This window comes from Methylophilus sp. UBA6697 (assembly GCF_002454655.1).
Taxonomy (GTDB): domain Bacteria; phylum Pseudomonadota; class Gammaproteobacteria; order Burkholderiales; family Methylophilaceae; genus Methylophilus.
On sequence record NZ_DKJH01000001.1, the window covers coordinates 145,609 to 161,410 of the forward strand.

Consider the following 15,802-nt stretch of genomic DNA (forward strand, 5'->3'; position numbering starts at 1 on the left):
CAGGCGGGCAGGCCCGCAGCGCAGGTGCAGGCGCTAGTTTGCGTAAACTTAAGCTGTCAGTGACGGCTCCACGGCTTTCCAGTAACGGCTAAAACGCATCAGTTGATGGTCGCTCAATGAGGCATCTGTCAAACCAGGCTCTGTGCGCCACTCAATATTCAGTTCGCCAGCAGCCTGCTTGAGCGCTTGTTGCGGGGTATCCTGGGTAAGGATGCGCCCCTGCGCACGCTGCGCCAATACTTGTCTGGTTTCTCCCAGCCACACCTCTGCCCCTGGCATTTCAGCCAGGCAATCCGCCATGAACTGTAGCCGCTTGAGTGGCCAGTGCTGGTATAGCGATGCATCAAATACAAACACGGCAGGCAAGTTGAATGCATGCAGTGCGTGCGATGGTGACAGCATTTCATCATGGATCCACACCAGGCTGGCGACGCCTTTCGGTTCGGGTTCAGGCGGGTTCAGGTGGTGTGTGACCGGTTTGTCAGCGGCCATGGCATCCGTAAACAGTTGTTGATGCAGTTGCTCATAGCTGCCTTCAAACGGACAGGTGACACGGCATTGCTTGCACCAGGGCTCCCCACCAAATTTGATCAGGTTTTCTTTGTTAAACAGATAGGGCTTGTTGCTGAAGCTGGAGGCAATCCATTGCCAGGACAGGTGGTTGGACGCGGTGTCACCATCCAGCAGTTGAGTTTCAAACCAGTCTGCGGCTTGTCGCCAGTCTATTTTTAGCCAATGGACGACATAGGCTGCAAACCACATGCGTGCATGGTTGTGTACATAGCCCTGTTGCTGCAATTGACGCACAATTTCATCCATGCACACGAGCCCGGTAAAGCCCTGTGGAATAAAATCTGGCATGGGTTTTTCACCTAAAGCCACTTTTGGTGACTCCATGGGCTGCATGATCGCTGCACCAAACCGGTACCATACCTGGCGGAAATAATCGCGATAGCTGAGTTCGGCGGTGAGTTTGTGCGCACGTTTGCCAAAGCGGGTATGAATATCTGTCACCGTTTCCGGTAGCGACAGGCAGCCATGGCGCAAGTAGGGCGAGAGCCCTGTCACCGCGCCGGCGAGCTGGTTGCGGCTACGCGCATAGCCTTCCGCATCCACGGCAGATAATTTCTGCAATGCAGCCGCGCGACCGCCTTGCCAGGCCTGGGACAAATCTGGCCCGGTGGCTTGCGGAAAGTATTCCCTGATTTGTGCCAGCCGTTCGTAACGGTCAGAGGCAAGCGTGAGACGCGTAGGCGGTTGAGTCATTGCACCATTTTGACACAAGTAGTGATGCCATGCCTTCAAATATTCATAGTTGCTCAGGGGCGGTTTATGCAGGCAGGATGCTAGTGGTGAGGCTTGGACAGGTGGCTGCCTGACCGTGGACTGAATGCTACCGAGTACAATCCACTGGTAGACAACACGACTTCTTACATTGTGCGCTTTCAGACACTTAAGTAAACAGTTCGATCAGTGTATGGCCTTGCCAGAACCATAGTGCGCCTGCCACTGCCAGAAAGAGAATGGTTAAATGCACGGCACCCCAACATCGATAGGTAGTGCGTAACTTTTGCGGTGATAGGTTGGATAATAGAAATGGTCGGCCATTTTTTGGTGCCCGCATCACATGGACGCCATCTGATGCGCGGATCTCTCTATGTTCTTTCTCGACTTCACGCATAGCCGCCCTGCGTGCTAATTCCCATTCTTTAAAATCAATCTCGCCATTACCATCCAGGTCAAAGCGCTGCAACAACGATTGTTTGTTTTCCTTCCAGGATGCCAGCAAGGCAGTCACATCTGATTTCAAGTCGAGTATGGAGTTGGCGCCGCCTATGGTCGCGAACTCGCCTAAGGCATAAACTGAGTCGCTTCTCAGCAGCTCCTCCACATATTTATAGCTGCCTTGGTTTACCACCCGGCGATCGGGCGCAATGACTTCTGCATGATCTGGATCGATCACACAGCTGCCCGTGCCATCGCTAATCTCTATCGTACTGTCACTGGTATGATTGCTGACCTGGCGCCAGCCTTTGTCTTCTTTTTCATAGACGCGATAACGGTACCAAATACAGCGCGTGTGGCTGTAGGGGCTGATGAGTAAATTGTTGTAGGCCATCGCAGTGCGCCCATACAGTTCAACATAGCCTTGTGCAGCGGAGGCGATGCGTGAGGTCGGTGTATCTGAAATGACGCGACATCTTTGGTAGTTAGCTGCCCAGGCCCAGAGGCTGATGAGGCCGATCAAACTGCAACAGCCTATCCATACTCTTTGATTATGAGCATACACGGCCATCAGCAACAAGGTCAGGTGGCCAACGGACGTGATCGCGTCGTTATCGTGACCGCGTAAAAACTGCAACATAGTACAGCTTAACTATTAAAGCGTTTGCCGATATCGATGTCTCGCAGTTCTTCGCTGGCAAAACGCATGAGCTCAAAGCGTGGAAAGTTAAATAGTTTCGCCACTAACAGATCGGGAAACTGTTCGATACGTACGTTGTTGATATTAACACTTTCATTGTAAAACTCACGACGGTCAGCAATGGCGTTCTCTAGCCCGCTGATACGGGATTGCAAATGCAGAAAATTCTCGTTGGCTTTTAATTCAGGATACGCTTCTGCCAGGGCAAACAGATTGCCTAATCCTGTGCGCAATGCACCTTCGGCTGTCCCCAAGGCGTTAACGTCGTGTGACTGCTGCGCTTTAGACACCTGTGACCTGGCTAACATGACCTTTTCCAGGGTTTCTTGTTCATGCTTCATGTATTGCTTGCAGGTATCAATGAGTTTAGGCAACTCGTCATGACGCTGCTTCAGCAGTATTTCAATATTCGACCAGGCTTTGGCAATGTTGTTTTTAACGCTGACTAAACTGTTATACAGCATGATGATATAAAGCGTTAAAACTGCGAATATGACTAAGGTGACGATCTCCATAATTCTCCTTGTTTGGTAACGATGTTAAACGGATAGTCTAGGGCATGCTAATACAAGCAGCGTGATTGCCATGTATGCAATAGGCAGCAAGAATACGTTCTTTTCTGATAGGATATATTAAAAACAATAGAGAGGTGAGCACCGTGCAACTGGTCTGGAGTTGGGGCGTTATCGGCCTGATTTTATTGTGTCTGGAAATGATGTCCGGTACTTTGTATTTGCTTTGGCCAGGCGTCGCCGCCTTGGTCATGGCATTGTTTTCCTGGTTATTCCCAGCCTTTAGTCTTGCTTGGCAAATCGTCATCTATGCCATTTTTTCCGTATTGGCCGTCGCCATCTGGCGCAAGCGGGAACAAGCCCATCCGGCACCGCGTGTCGGGCAGGCACAGGGTGAGGAGATTGGTCGCCAGGGCGTGATCACCGTTGCCGTCAGCCCGGCACAGCCCGGCAAAATTCGTTTTAGCCAAGGCGTGATGGGCAGCAAAGAATGGACCGCCTATGCGGACGTAGACATCGCTATCGATCAGCCTGCCAAAATCATGGCAGTGGAAGGCAATGGCTTGCGTGTTGCGCCACTGAGACAACACTAAGCGACACTAGCCCAAGACTTTTGGGGTTGCTGAATGCAGCAGCTCAATATTTTTCACTAGAGGAATACACATGGAAATCAGCATCATCATATTGATATTGGCGATTATTGCCATCGTTAAAGGCGTACGTATTGTGCCGCAGGGCGAGGAGTGGGTAGTTGAGCGCCTGGGCAAGTTTGCTGGCATTTTAGTGCCAGGCTTGCATGTGATTAACCCGATTTTGAGTACAGTCAGTTACAAAGTCACCACCAAGGACATTATTCTGGATGTGCCAGAGCAAGAGGTGATTACGCGCGATAATGCGGTGATTCTGGCCAATGCGGTGGCGTTTATCAAAGTCACTAATATCGAACGTGCCGTGTATGGTATTGAAAACTTCCGCGAAGCCATGCGCAATATGGTGCAAACCAGTTTGCGCTCGATTATTGGTGGTATGGATTTAAACCACGCGCTGACTTCGCGTGACCGCATCAAGGCCGAACTCAAGGAAGCCATTGCCGATGAGGCGCTGGATTGGGGCTTGACTGTGAAAAGCGTCGAGATTCAGGATATCAAACCTTCTGCCAATATGCAGGACGCCATGGAAAGACAAGCCGCTGCCGAGCGTGAGCGTGTGGCGGTGGTGACCGAGGCGGAAGGTGCCAAACAGTCGTTGATTCTGAACGCGGAAGCGCGCCTGGAAGCGGCGCGTAAAGATGCCGAGGCGCAAATGGTGGGGGCGAATGCCTCCGCTGAGGCGATTAAGATGATTGCTGAGGCGGTGAAAGAAAATAATGCTTCAGCGACCTTTCTATTGGGGGATCGCTACATTCAGTCCTTGCAAAAAATGGCTGACTCCAATAACAGTAAAATTGTGGTCATGCCAGGCGATGTCGTCAGCGCCGTGAAAAGCCTGGTAGGCGGCGGTAAATAGCGCTGCAACTAGTGATTTAAAAAATCTCCTTCGGTTGCGCTAGCGCTTATGCTGGCGCAACTGGCATATTTCCTGCATCTCACTGCTCAGAACCATAATTCTAATAAGGAGTAGCAGTGGCTATCCGCGTTGCTTTGCATCACCGCACCAGTTACAAGTTCGACCGCCTGGTCAGTCTGTCTCCTCACGAAGTCCGCCTGAAGCCTGCCGCGCACGCACGCACGCCTGTGTTGTCGTATTCACTGAGCGTGAAGCCTGAAAAACACTTTATCAATTGGCAGCAAGACCCTTACGGTAATTACATCGCCCGGTTTGTATTCCCCGAAATGGTGCGCGAGCTCGACTTTACGGTCGATTTAGTGGCGGACATGACGGTGATCAATCCGTTTGATTTCTTTGTAGAGAAATATGCCGAACACTTTCCGTTCAATTACACCGAGCAACAGGCGTTTGAGTTAACCGCTTATTTGCAGGCTGAGCCGATGACGCCTTTGTTGCAAGGCTGGATGGGGCACATTCGCCAGCAGGTGGTGCAACCCGGGATTGGCATCGTGGATTTTCTGGTCGCGGTGAATCAGCGGTTGCAAGGCGATATTGGCTATACCGTGCGTATGGAGCCAGGCATTCAAACGCCCGAAGAAACCTTGCAAAAGCGCACGGGTTCTTGCCGCGATTCGGCCTGGTTACTGGTGCAGATTATGCGCAACCTTGGCCTGGCTGCACGTTTTGTGTCCGGTTACCTGATACAACTTAAAGCCGATGTTGAGGCGCTGGACGGGCCAAGTGGTACGGCAGTGGATTTTACCGACTTGCATGCCTGGACCGAGGTGTTTATTCCTGGCGCCGGTTGGGTCGGCTTGGACCCGACCTCAGGCCTGATGGCCGGTGAAGGGCATGTTCCGCTGGCCTGCACCGCGCTGCCTTCGTCTGCGGCGCCGGTGGTCGGGTTTACCGATGTCGCTGAAGTCACTTTTCACCACGAGATGTCGGTGACCCGCATTCATGAAGATCCGCGTGTGACCAAGCCGTATAGTGAAGCGGACTGGCAGGCCATTGTGAAGCTCGGCGAGCAGGTCGACAAACAGCTGACCAAAATGGATGTACGCTTGACGCATGGGGGTGAGCCGACCTTTGTGTCGATTGATGATATGGATGGCGCGCAGTGGAATACGCTGGCATTGGGCGAACACAAGCGGCAGTTGGCGGGTGAGCTGGCATCGCAGCTCAAGGCACATTTTGCCCCCAATGGCTTCCTGCATTACGGTCAGGGTAAATGGTATCCCGGTGAGCCTTTGCCGCGCTGGGCGATTAATATCTACTGGCGGCCAGATGGCAAGCCAGTGTGGCGCGATGTCAGCCTGTTTTCTGTTGAGTCAGAGAATAATGGTTACACCGCCAAGCAGGCGCAGGCCTTTGTCTCGCATTTGGCCGATATCTTGGGTTTCCCGCGCGCCTGTGTGGTGCCTGCTTATGAGGATGTCTGGTCGTTGGCGCAGCAGGAGCAGCAGTTATCGCACAATGTGGATCCGCTCAAAGCTGATTTGACCGATGGCGCTGAACGCAAACGATTGGCCAATGTGCTGAATCAAGGGTTGGGCAAGGTGGTCGGCTATGTGATGCCGTTAAAGCCAGTAGAATCAAAGGCGGCTGGTGAGTGGCTCACCAGTAAGTGGCCGCTGCGGCGTGAACATCTTTATTTATTGGCTGGCGACTCACCGATGGGCTTGCGATTGCCATTGTCTTCATTGCCATGGCAGTTACCTGCTGACGTTGAGCCAGCATTTACCCTGGATTCGTTTGCCGAACAAGCCGCGCTGGGCGATACCAATACGCCCAAAGTCAGGCTTAAACACAAAACCATCCAGCCCAAGGCGCGCGAGGTGATTCACACTGCCTTGTGCGTGCAAGTGCGGCAAGGGCGCCTATATGTCTTTATGCCGCCGGTGACGCGCCTGGAAGACTACCTCGATTTACTCAGTGCAATCGAGCAAACAGCTGCCGACCTCAAGCTTAAATTGTGGCTGGAAGGGTATACGCCACCGCGCGATAGCCGCTTGAAATTACTCAGCGTGACGCCGGATCCTGGCGTCATTGAAGTGAATATCCACCCGGCTAAAAGCTGGACGGAACTGGTGGCGAATACCGGTACACTGTATGAAGCGGCGCGTGTGTGCAGGTTGGGCACGGAGAAATTTATGCTGGACGGGCGCCATACAGGCACGGGCGGCGGTAACCATGTCACCTTGGGTGGTGATACGGCGGCAGACAGCCCCATGCTGCGCCGCCCGGATGTGCTGCGCAGTTTGATTACCTACTGGCAGAATCACCCGGCCTTATCTTACCTGTTTTCAGGTACGTTTATTGGACCTACCAGCCAGGCACCGCGTGTGGATGAGGCGCGCGACGATAATTTGTATGAATTGGGCATTGCTTTCCAGCAGATGGAGAAAATGCTGACGCCGGGTGAGGAGAGTCAGCAGCCTTGGCTGGTTGACAGGTTGCTGCGGCATTTGCTGGTTGATTTAACCGGCAATACGCACCGGGCCGAGTTTTCTATCGACAAACTGTATTCGCCAGATGGACCGACCGGGCGTTTGGGTCTGGTCGAGTTCAGGGCATTTGAAATGCCACCGCACGCGCGCATGAGTTTGCTGCAAAGCTTGTTGTTACGCGCGCTGGTCGCCCGTTTCTGGAAAACACCTTACACCGGTAAATTGGTGCATTGGGGGACTGAGTTGCATGACCGCTGGATGCTGCCCAGTTTTGTGGCGCAGGACATTGCTGATGTGGTGGCTGATTTGCGCGCGGCAGGCTGCGCCTTTGAGCAGCGCTGGTTTGAGCCATTTATTGAGTTTCGTTTTCCACGCTATGGTACGGTTGCCTATCACGGTATTGAGCTGGAGTTACGGCAGGCCATAGAGCCTTGGAACGTGCTGGGTGAAGAAGTATCTGGCGGCGGCACGGCGCGTTATGTCGATTCGTCTGTCGAACGCATGCAGTTGCGGGTGCGCGGCTTGACGGATGGTCGCCATGTGGTGACCTGTAACGGTCGCCCGTTGCCGCTGCAAGCGACAGGCAATACCGGGGAATATGTCGCCGGCATCCGCTTCCGTGCCTGGAATCCTTGGTCCGCATTGCACCCGACCATTCCGGTGCAGGCGCCGCTGGTATTCGACCTGGTGGACACTTGGAGTCAAAAGTCGCTGGGGGGATGTACTTACCATGTCTCACATCCGGGCGGGCGCAATTACAGCACTTTTCCGGTCAATGCCAATGAAGCAGAGGCGCGCCGGTTTGCCCGTTTCTGGGCGCATGGACATACGCCAGGCAAGGTGGATGTGGTAAAAGAGCCACCCAATCCGCGTTTTCCATTCACCCTGGATCTGCGCTGGCAGGCCAATGGTTGAACATCCTGTTACACTGGGTGTCATCTAAATGTATATGTCTTGTTAACTAATGGCTTTTGATCGCCCCCTTACCCAGCATGCAATCAGTGCTTAATCAGCTTTATTTTTCTGACCGCTACAACGAACTGTTGGATAGCAACGGCCAGGCGCGCCCACACTGGCAAGCGCTGTTGGCACAGCTTGAGTCCGAAGAGCCAACAGCGATGCGCAAACGCATTGAGGCGGTGCAAAGGCAGGTGCGGGATAACGGCGTGACGTATAACGTCTACGCCGATACGCATGGCGTGCAGCGTCCGTGGGACCTGGATGTACTACCGCTGATTATTCCGCAGGACGAATGGCAACACATTGCTGCTTCGGTGGCGCAGCGGGCTACTTTGCTTAATCAGGTATTGCTTGATGTTTATGGCGAGCAGCGTTTATTGGCCAGCGGTCAATTGCCACCAGCCCTGATTTACGGCCATAACGGCTTTTTGCCGTCATGTGTCGGCATCCCGCATTACGATAATGTCGCCTTGCATCACTATGCGGTCGATCTTGCGCGTGCGCCCAACGGCCAATGGTGGGTGGTGTCTGACCGTACGCAAGGACCGACGGGTGCGGGTTATGCATTGGAAAACCGCACCATTATTTCGAGTGCTTTTCCAGAGTTGTTCCGTGACTTGAATATTGAGCGGCTGAGTGGATTTTTTGCCAGCATGCGCGACAGTCTGGCGCATTGGGGACACCGGGTGGCTGATAATCAGGCGCAGACTGTCCCTGGCATTGCCGCACTGGGGCAAGGGGAGCCTCCGTTGGTGGTTATTCTGACTCCCGGACCTTATAACGAGACTTATCATGAGCAGTCCTTCCTGGCTGGCTATCTGGGCTACCCACTGGTACAAGGCAGCGACCTCACCGTGCGCAATGGCATTGTCTGGCTAAAAACCATTGCCGGGCTGCGGCCGGTGCATGCCATCTTGCGCCGTATTGATGATGATTATTGTGATCCGCTGGAGTTGAATGCCGACTCATTGCTGGGCGTGGCTGGCCTGACGCAGGCCGCCCGTCTGGGTAATGTGCTGATCGCCAATGCGCTTGGCGCCAACCTGTTGCAATCTGGCGCTTTACTCGGATTTTTACCCAATTTATGCCAGTCATTGTTAGGCGAGGCGCTACGTATGCCGTCGGTGGGCACCTGGTGGTGTGGTGAACCCGCTGCGCTGGAATATGTGATCCAGCATCTGGATGACCTGGTGATCAAACCGGCTTACCCGCAGGTGCGGTCTTCGCCCATTTTTGGTGAGGACTTAAATCCCAGCCAAAAAGAGTCGTTGATTGAGCGGCTACGGGCGCAGCCTGATCATTATATTGCCCAGGAGCAAGTGGATATTTCGCATGCGCCGGTACTCACCAGCCATCAGCATCAGCCGCAAATCGGTTCGCTCGCCGTGAGCCTGCGTGTGTATGCGTTTGCTACACCAAATGGTTATGCGATTTTACCCGGCGGCTTGTCCCGGGTTGCCAGTGGCAAGGATGCGCGCGTGGTGACCATGCAGCGTGGCGGCACCAGCAAAGATACCTGGGTGTTGTCACATGATAGCCAGCCGCCATTCAGCCTGTTGCGCAAAACCAATTCCAGCCAGGATCTGGTGCGCGAGAATGCCTATCTCTCGAGCCGCATGGCGGAAAACCTGTTCTGGTATGGCCGCTACTCGGTACGCAATCTGCAAAAAGCCATGATGTTGCGTGCCACGATCCGGGCTCTGCTTGAGTACACGCCAGAAATGCGCGATGGCGAGTGGATCACCATGCAGGGTTTGTGTCAGTGGTTTGATTTACTGCCTTGTCCCGAGGACGAGGAGGCCTTAGCCAGTTGGCAGCCATGGGCAGACGATGATATTGAACCGCTATTGATCCAGTCCGTGTTTTCACAACAATCCAATAGCTTGGCCACCAGTGTGCAGCAATTATTCCAGCAGGCATTTAACCTGCGTGAGCGCATTTCGAATGACCACTGGCGTACCGTCAATGTGTTGTCGCGTTTGTTTATTACCCGTCACCAGCATGCCACGTTGCAAGACGCTCTGTCTTACATTGAGCAGGCCATCAATCATTTTGTAACGCTCACCGGCTTTGCCATGGACTGGATGACGCGTGACCTCGGTTGGCGCTTTATGTCACTTGGGCGGCGTATTGAGCGCTTGCAGTTTATGTGTGTGTTGCTCAGCCGCGCACTTGCTATGCCGCAGCACAGCAACCTGGAGTGGCTGCTGCAAGTGACCAATAACCTGGTGACTTATCGTGCCCGTTACGCGGCACAGCCGGAATGGTTGCCGGTGCTGGACCTGCTGTTGATGGACGACAATAACCCTAATTCTGTGGTGTTCCAGATTAAAGGCCTGGTGAAATACCTGGAAGAAATGGATGCACAAGATAACGCTGGCGGCATTGCTACTGAGCTCAATGATTGCTGGCAAGCCTTGCTGCAACTGGACCCGGATCAATGCTTTACGGTTGGGAATGCCGCACTGGCCGAGTGGCTTAACCGCACTTATGCCGTCACACTCACCTTGTCAGACCGGCTGAGTCTGCGTTTTTTCAGTTATGCCAGTCCGCTGGTGATCCCGCGTTATTAAGGACTGGCGATGCGTTATCAGGTCGAGCACCAAACCCTATACAGCTACGATATTCCTGTGATCCAGTCACAGCAGTTATTGCATATGATGCCGCGCCAGACGGATTTTCAGCAGTGCGTGTCTTATACGCTGGTCTGTGAGCCGGTGCCGGCTGAGCAATCACGGCGCCTGGATTTTTTTGGCAATCATAATGATTACGTCACCTTATTGGTGCCACATGAGTCACTGGAGGTGACGTCGCGGTTTCAGGTGGATGTGCAGCCGCGGCCTATCCTGGCTGAACTATTACAAAGCCCGGCCTGGGAAAGCGTGCACGACACCTTGCAATTGCAGGCTACGCAACATTTAAGCGCCACGCCTTTTGTTTATGCCACGGCGAAGGTGCAAGTCAGCGAGGCGCTGGCCAGCTTTGCGCGCCAGTGTTTCACCCCGCAACGGTCGTTGCTGGACGCCGCCATGGCACTCACCCAGCATATCTATTCCGAGTTTGAGTTTGACCCGCAAGCGACAGATATTTCCACACCGCTGGATGAAGTGCTCAAAGGTCGTCGCGGTGTTTGCCAGGATTTTGCCCACCTGATGATCGGTGCCTTGCGTTCACTGGGGCTGGCATGCCGCTACGTCAGCGGCTATATCCTCACACACCCGCCCGCAGGGCAGCCGCGTATGGTTGGTGCGGACGCGTCACATGCCTGGGTGTCGGTGTATTGCCCGGTGTATGGCTGGGTAGACTTCGACCCGACCAATAACTGCCTGGTGCAGCAAGAGCATATTACCGTGGCCTGGGGTCGCGACTTCAGTGATGTGTCCCCCATGCGTGGCGTCGTGCTGGGTGGTGGTCAGCAACATTTGACCGTGAATGTCACGGTGACGCCGCTAGAATACGCTACGGTTTAGCTTTACCCTCAGCACGATTTGCAGCGTTTTCAGCAGGCGGTTTGATGTGAGTCAACTCTGGAGGCATGCGCATCGTTTAATCTACCCCCTGTGAGGACGTAGATTCAGTAGTAAAGTCTACGATTGGCCCCGACTTGTCGGGGCATTTTTTTGCCTGCGCATACTAACCATAGCGCTGTTTATATTCATCCTTGAGTAATTGCCTGAATTCAGTCATGGTCATTGACAGCGCACCGCCCGGGTCATTTTTGCGCCAGCGGCCTATGCCTTTGGGGCCAGCCACTTCGTCATGGCCGAGTACATAGTCAAAGTCAAACACGCTGGGGTTGTTTGCTTTGGCCCATAGCAGAAACTCAATCAGCGTGGTTTCCTGCGCTTTGCTATAAGGCAAATAGGCGCCAGCCAGCATGTTGTCGGTGTTTTGATCAATCACGCGTACTTTTTTGGCGTCTATGGGCTGTTTGTGACTGGTATCCCAATAGGTGTAATACTTGCCGTTATGTACTTCGAGCCGCCCGGGATTGGTGATTTCAATACCCACCAGAAAGTTGGAGACGCCACTGCGTTTTTCACCAGCGATGGTCCAGGCGCTTTCGCCAGCATGATAGCCCCATTGGTTGAGCGGATTAGCTTGCACCAGTTTGCCGTCGGTGCTGATGCAGCAAAAGAAATACGGGCTGCCCGCAATGGCACTCACTGCATTTTCAAGGCCTTTGGTGTATTGTCCGGCGGTGAAATGCACGATGGCGCCATAGGGATAGGATTTGGGGTATTCACCCTGTGCCGCGCGTTTAATGTCCGTGCGTACGACGGCTTCTGGATACCACAGTTTTCTTTCGCCGAGCGGATAGCGCTTTTTTTCAGAGACCACTGCTTCCGGATGCAAACTGGGGCGAGGTGGTTCCGGCGGCCTGAACTCTTCGGGGACCGGTTCTTCCAGCAATTGTGACAGGATTTCAATCTGGCTGAGTGCCAGTGCATCCACTTTCGGGTCGGCAGACAGTCTGGCGATTTGCATGGCTGACCAGCGCAAGGTATACAGTTTTGCTTTGTCCATCGTGGGGCTCCTTTACGATTTGATACTTTGTCGATTGAAGTGCCGCCACCTGTTCATCCACGCTACTGTGGCGATCTCTGTATGGCATGAACCGCCGGTGTGCTGGTGTCATGTGCTTTTATATTAGCCACCCTTTGTTAAGTTGTGTTGATTTGACTGGATGTTGGCGACAAATAAACGCATATATGCTGAAAAGTGTGTGTTTAGCCGCAACTCAGTCGCGGTAAAATAGGGTTTTATTTGCACATGAGCATTGTCAGTGATTAAAGCGGCTATTTTTGACATGGACGGTCTGCTGATCGATTCCGAGCGCATTATTATGCAAGGCTGCATCCAGGCAGCAGCTACTATCGGCATCACTTATACACAGGCCGAATATGTCGAGCTGGTGGGGCGGGTATGGTCAGATTCCACGCGGCTGATGACGCAACAGTTGGGCGGCGAAGCCAACTTCCAGCACGTGATGCAGGGCTTGAATGCGTTTCTAGCACTGCGCGATCATGCATTTCCCCTCAAACATGGCGCGCAGGCCTTGTTGCAGTATTACCAGTCACAAGGCATTGTCTGCAGTGTGGCCTCTTCTTCGCCGATTCCGCATATCACCCATCGCTTGACGCATACCGGTGTACTGGATTATTTCAGCCATGTCACCAGCGGGCAGGAAGTCAAACGCGGTAAACCTCACCCGGATATTTACTTATTGGCGCTGGAAAAACTGGGGTTGTCCGCAGAGGAGTGTATTGCGTTTGAAGACAGCGAACTGGGTGCACAGGCAGCGATTGCCGCAGGTTTGCGCGTGGTAGTGGTGCCAGATCTGCGGCAGCCAAGCGAACTGGTAAGAGCGCATGCACATCAAGTGGTAGAAAGCTTGCAACACTGGCTGGAGCAACATGACAGTCTGGCCGGTTGTGTCTTAGCGCGGGCTGAGTAGCCAAGCCGTTTCTTCAGCCGGATACTGTCCTTTCAAGCCTTTTTCCATCGTGATGCTGGCTAGCTCTGTCAGCACATAATGTGCATGATAGTGGGTAGCTACTTCTTCTTTGTGGACGCTAAAGGGCGGGCCAGGCACTAAAGACTGGTCATACTGGAAACTGACCAGCAATTGCGGTGCGGTTTGCGTGATGGCCATCAGGGATTGGCAGTATTGTTTGCGCATCTCGTCTGGCAAGGCAATCAGGGCCGCGCGGTCATAGGTGGCATCCACGGTGCCTAGCTGGTCTTGGGTGAGTGCGAAAAAGTCACCTTGAAATATCTCTATTTGTTTGGCACGGTAATGCCTGAGGCCACCAGCTTGTGTGACTTTTGGTGTGAGTTTAAGCTCAGTAAATAATGCATCCACCGCTAATGCACTGAGCTCAGCCCCCACGACTTGCATGCCTTGCGTCAATAACCAGTGAATATCCAGCGTTTTGCCGCATAAGGGGACAAACACACGTTGGCCGGGTTGCAAGTTTAGTGCGTGAAAGTGCGCCAATAAAAACGGATTTACCGCGTTTAAATGAAAGCCAATGTGCTGATGTTGCCAGCGCTGATGCCAGAAGTCGTGATGCATAGGGTGTTCAGGTGATGGAATCGCACCCAGTATAAGGCATGACGCTGGCCAGCTTATTTACCGGCCAGCTGGCTCAGTTTGGCTTGCGCTTCCAGTACCCCTTCTTCCACGCCGGCCGCTTCCGTGAGTTTGGCTACGTTGTCGCGCGTAAAAAAGCCATCAAAGCCATCGTAGCGTTGCACGTATTCAATAATCAGTGAGGAATGCTCCGAGGCATTGGAGAATATCTGTTTCAGCCCTTCTTCTTTCGAGCCGATCACATCCAGCAAAAAGCCTTTGCCCTGGCTGGCAATGGCATTGACGACAAAGTCGATATTTTCCTTGCCATCACGCGTGCCGTCTTTCACCGATAAAGCAATGTGGTGCAAGCGCGGGCCATAGTTGCGCACAAAGGTTTCGGTCGGCGAGGGCAGTTTCTCCAGGTGATTCACAAAGTAGGGCGTGTTGTTGGCGGTGAACACTTTGGCCGGGCTCTTGGTTTCGGCAAAACCATGCACACTCTTGGTGACATTGGTTGAGGAGTTCTGGTCCCAGATATTGTAAGCGCCCCAGAAAAAATAGCTGGACCAGGACAGGTATTCCAGAATCGCCACTTCACGGTTCTGGCTATAGACGCGCGTGGCCAGGTGGTCGACCGGCAGAATCAGGTCGTCTATACGCAGCTTGGCCTGCTGGTCTTTGGCTTGCTCATACGCGGCCTGCACATCGGTGCGTATGGTGCTAATGCCCAGTGAATACACACGCAGTTCGCCAGGATCACGTTTCATATAGCCAACGATATTATGTGTATACGGCGACGGCTTGCTGATCGCCACATTGCCAGGCAGCTCCAGTTTGCGTACCTCGTCTTGCGTGAAGAAGCGGAATTCGCGTTCTTCCTGCAATTTGACCACCTCATGCATATTGCTGACGCGGATAATCTCGCCCATATAGCGGCTATTGGGTTTGCGCGCACCCACCGGGTAAATTTCATTCAGTGAACGGAAAATACCACGCAGATTGGGGTCTTTGACCTCGCGTACCAGCAAGTCTGGCGAGTTGAGGTCTATACGCAACACATGCGTCCAGTGCTTTTCACTCTCCAGCGTGACCAGGTAATGGTAGGAGGTCATCAGCGACAATTCAGCGATATATTGAATTGAATGATCCGGGTCCACCGTGATCATCAGCGCATCAATTTCCTGAATCATCTCCGTCAGACCCATCTGATCGCGTTCTTCAAGCAGCTTCTGTAAATACTCCTCAAAAAAAGCTGAGTTTTGTTTGTCGCCGTGGCGGGCAAAGTCGAGTGAGTTAATCATGGTGCTTCAACATTAAATGTAAAACCATGTTTAAGCAAGGCGCGTTCCACTTGGCTTTGCCGGAGAAAACCAATTGCTATCAGTGAGTTGGCATAAAAGTGATGGGTGCTTCGCAGCACACAAAATGCAACAGGGCAGCCATGGCTGCCCTGTTTTAGTGCTTTCTTGCTGTCTGAATGGTCAACGGCTTTTACCACTTAATGAGCCGCGCTTGAGGATAGGGTCATCATATGAAATACAGCGACCCATGCCGAGAAAACTCGGGCGCATACCAAGCGGACAGCCATTGCTACGCTCAAACTCTTCCACTTTGACTTTGGCCACCGCAGCTTTTTTTGCGTCTTTAAACTCCCAATAGCCGTTGGAGTGCAGGACTACCTCGTCGCCTTCTGGCGTTTTGGCTTGAATATCGTCGTCGGCAGATTGGCTGGCAAAACTGTAAGAGGAAGCAAAGCATATGGCAATTAAAAGCCAGCGCGCAGTGTGTGACATAAAGGCGTCCTTGGATAAAGTAAATTAAAAAGCCA

At 53.1% G+C, this 15,802-nt stretch carries 13 protein-coding genes; 6 read left to right on the plus strand and 7 right to left on the minus strand.

From position 1 onward, the window contains the following. Nucleotides 1-48: 48 nt before the first annotated feature. From B3355_RS00645 to B3355_RS00655, 3 genes are all read right to left on the minus strand, one after another. Nucleotides 49-1,266: an FAD-binding domain-containing protein gene (locus tag B3355_RS00645; RefSeq protein WP_292779174.1), complete on the minus strand. Its 1,218-nt coding sequence runs from the start codon at nt 1,264-1,266 to the stop codon at nt 49-51. Nucleotides 1,267-1,453: 187 nt separating this feature from the next. Then, nucleotides 1,454-2,365, minus strand: a complete 912-nt coding sequence (locus tag B3355_RS00650; RefSeq protein ID WP_292779177.1) for a hypothetical protein — start codon at nt 2,363-2,365, stop codon at nt 1,454-1,456. Nucleotides 2,366-2,373: 8 nt separating this feature from the next. Continuing rightward, nucleotides 2,374-2,940 carry a LemA family protein gene (locus B3355_RS00655; protein WP_292779180.1) on the minus strand — a complete coding sequence of 189 codons (567 nt, stop codon included), beginning with the start codon at nt 2,938-2,940 and terminating at the stop codon, nt 2,374-2,376. A 134-nt stretch (nt 2,941-3,074) separates the two neighbouring features. Between B3355_RS00655 and B3355_RS00660 the strand changes: the two genes are divergently transcribed. The 5 genes from B3355_RS00660 to B3355_RS00680 all read left to right on the plus strand — a co-directional run bounded on the left by B3355_RS00660 (nt 3,075) and on the right by B3355_RS00680 (nt 11,365). Next, nucleotides 3,075-3,530, plus strand: a complete 456-nt coding sequence (locus tag B3355_RS00660; protein ID WP_019880998.1) for an NfeD family protein — start codon at nt 3,075-3,077, stop codon at nt 3,528-3,530. Nucleotides 3,531-3,600: 70 nt separating this feature from the next. Beyond that, nucleotides 3,601-4,443 carry an SPFH domain-containing protein gene (locus B3355_RS00665; protein WP_019881000.1) on the plus strand — a complete coding sequence of 281 codons (843 nt, stop codon included), beginning with the start codon at nt 3,601-3,603 and terminating at the stop codon, nt 4,441-4,443. A 116-nt stretch (nt 4,444-4,559) separates the two neighbouring features. Beyond that, the gene (locus B3355_RS00670; RefSeq protein ID WP_292779183.1) at nt 4,560-7,850 is read left to right on the plus strand and encodes a DUF2126 domain-containing protein; all 3,291 of its coding nucleotides are present in this window, start codon (nt 4,560-4,562) and stop codon (nt 7,848-7,850) included. A 77-nt stretch (nt 7,851-7,927) separates the two neighbouring features. Beyond that, nucleotides 7,928-10,468 carry a circularly permuted type 2 ATP-grasp protein gene (locus B3355_RS00675; protein ID WP_047515400.1) on the plus strand — a complete coding sequence of 847 codons (2,541 nt, stop codon included), beginning with the start codon at nt 7,928-7,930 and terminating at the stop codon, nt 10,466-10,468. A gap of 9 nt (nt 10,469-10,477) precedes the next feature. Beyond that, on the plus strand, nt 10,478-11,365 hold the full coding sequence (locus tag B3355_RS00680) for a transglutaminase family protein (protein ID WP_292779188.1): 888 nt from the start codon (nt 10,478-10,480) through the stop codon (nt 11,363-11,365). A gap of 163 nt (nt 11,366-11,528) precedes the next feature. On the opposite strand, the gene B3355_RS00685 is transcribed toward B3355_RS00680, so the two are convergent. Next, on the minus strand, nt 11,529-12,422 hold the full coding sequence (locus tag B3355_RS00685) for an N-acetylmuramoyl-L-alanine amidase (RefSeq protein WP_292779191.1): 894 nt from the start codon (nt 12,420-12,422) through the stop codon (nt 11,529-11,531). 259 nt (nt 12,423-12,681) lie between these two features. Here B3355_RS00685 and B3355_RS00690 point away from each other — a divergent pair, with 259 nt between their 5' ends. Beyond that, nucleotides 12,682-13,353, plus strand: a complete 672-nt coding sequence (locus tag B3355_RS00690) for an HAD family hydrolase (protein ID WP_292779256.1) — start codon at nt 12,682-12,684, stop codon at nt 13,351-13,353. Here the strand turns inward: B3355_RS00690 and tmpT are convergent. The 3 genes from tmpT to B3355_RS00705 all read right to left on the minus strand — a co-directional run bounded on the left by tmpT (nt 13,336) and on the right by B3355_RS00705 (nt 15,767). Continuing rightward, the gene (gene tmpT / locus B3355_RS00695) at nt 13,336-13,974 is read right to left on the minus strand and encodes a thiopurine S-methyltransferase (RefSeq protein WP_292779194.1); all 639 of its coding nucleotides are present in this window, start codon (nt 13,972-13,974) and stop codon (nt 13,336-13,338) included. The two genes, B3355_RS00690 and tmpT, sit on opposite strands and share 18 nt — an antisense overlap. Nucleotides 13,975-14,027: 53 nt before the next feature. Next, nucleotides 14,028-15,275, minus strand: coding sequence for a hypothetical protein (locus tag B3355_RS00700; RefSeq protein WP_019881007.1), 1,248 nt, complete (start codon nt 15,273-15,275; stop codon nt 14,028-14,030). A 180-nt stretch (nt 15,276-15,455) separates the two neighbouring features. Continuing rightward, nucleotides 15,456-15,767: a hypothetical protein gene (locus B3355_RS00705; RefSeq protein ID WP_019881010.1), complete on the minus strand. Its 312-nt coding sequence runs from the start codon at nt 15,765-15,767 to the stop codon at nt 15,456-15,458. Between the last annotated feature and the right edge of the window lie 35 nt (nt 15,768-15,802).

Bases quoted from the DNA above. Each gene is read 5' to 3' on its own strand.
- B3355_RS00645 (WP_292779174.1), bottom strand. From the start codon at position 1,266: ATGACTCAACCGCCTACGCGTCTCACGCTTGCCTCTGACCGTTACGAA.
- B3355_RS00650 (WP_292779177.1), bottom strand. From the start codon at position 2,365: ATGTTGCAGTTTTTACGCGGTCACGATAACGACGCGATCACGTCCGTT.
- B3355_RS00655 (WP_292779180.1), bottom strand. From the start codon at position 2,940: ATGGAGATCGTCACCTTAGTCATATTCGCAGTTTTAACGCTTTATATC.
- B3355_RS00665 (WP_019881000.1), top strand. From the start codon at position 3,601: ATGGAAATCAGCATCATCATATTGATATTGGCGATTATTGCCATCGTT.
- B3355_RS00675 (WP_047515400.1), top strand. From the start codon at position 7,928: ATGCAATCAGTGCTTAATCAGCTTTATTTTTCTGACCGCTACAACGAA.
- B3355_RS00680 (WP_292779188.1), top strand. From the start codon at position 10,478: ATGCGTTATCAGGTCGAGCACCAAACCCTATACAGCTACGATATTCCT.
- B3355_RS00685 (WP_292779191.1), bottom strand. From the start codon at position 12,422: ATGGACAAAGCAAAACTGTATACCTTGCGCTGGTCAGCCATGCAAATC.
- tmpT (WP_292779194.1), bottom strand. From the start codon at position 13,974: ATGCATCACGACTTCTGGCATCAGCGCTGGCAACATCAGCACATTGGC.
- B3355_RS00700 (WP_019881007.1), bottom strand. From the start codon at position 15,275: ATGATTAACTCACTCGACTTTGCCCGCCACGGCGACAAACAAAACTCA.
- B3355_RS00705 (WP_019881010.1), bottom strand. From the start codon at position 15,767: ATGTCACACACTGCGCGCTGGCTTTTAATTGCCATATGCTTTGCTTCC.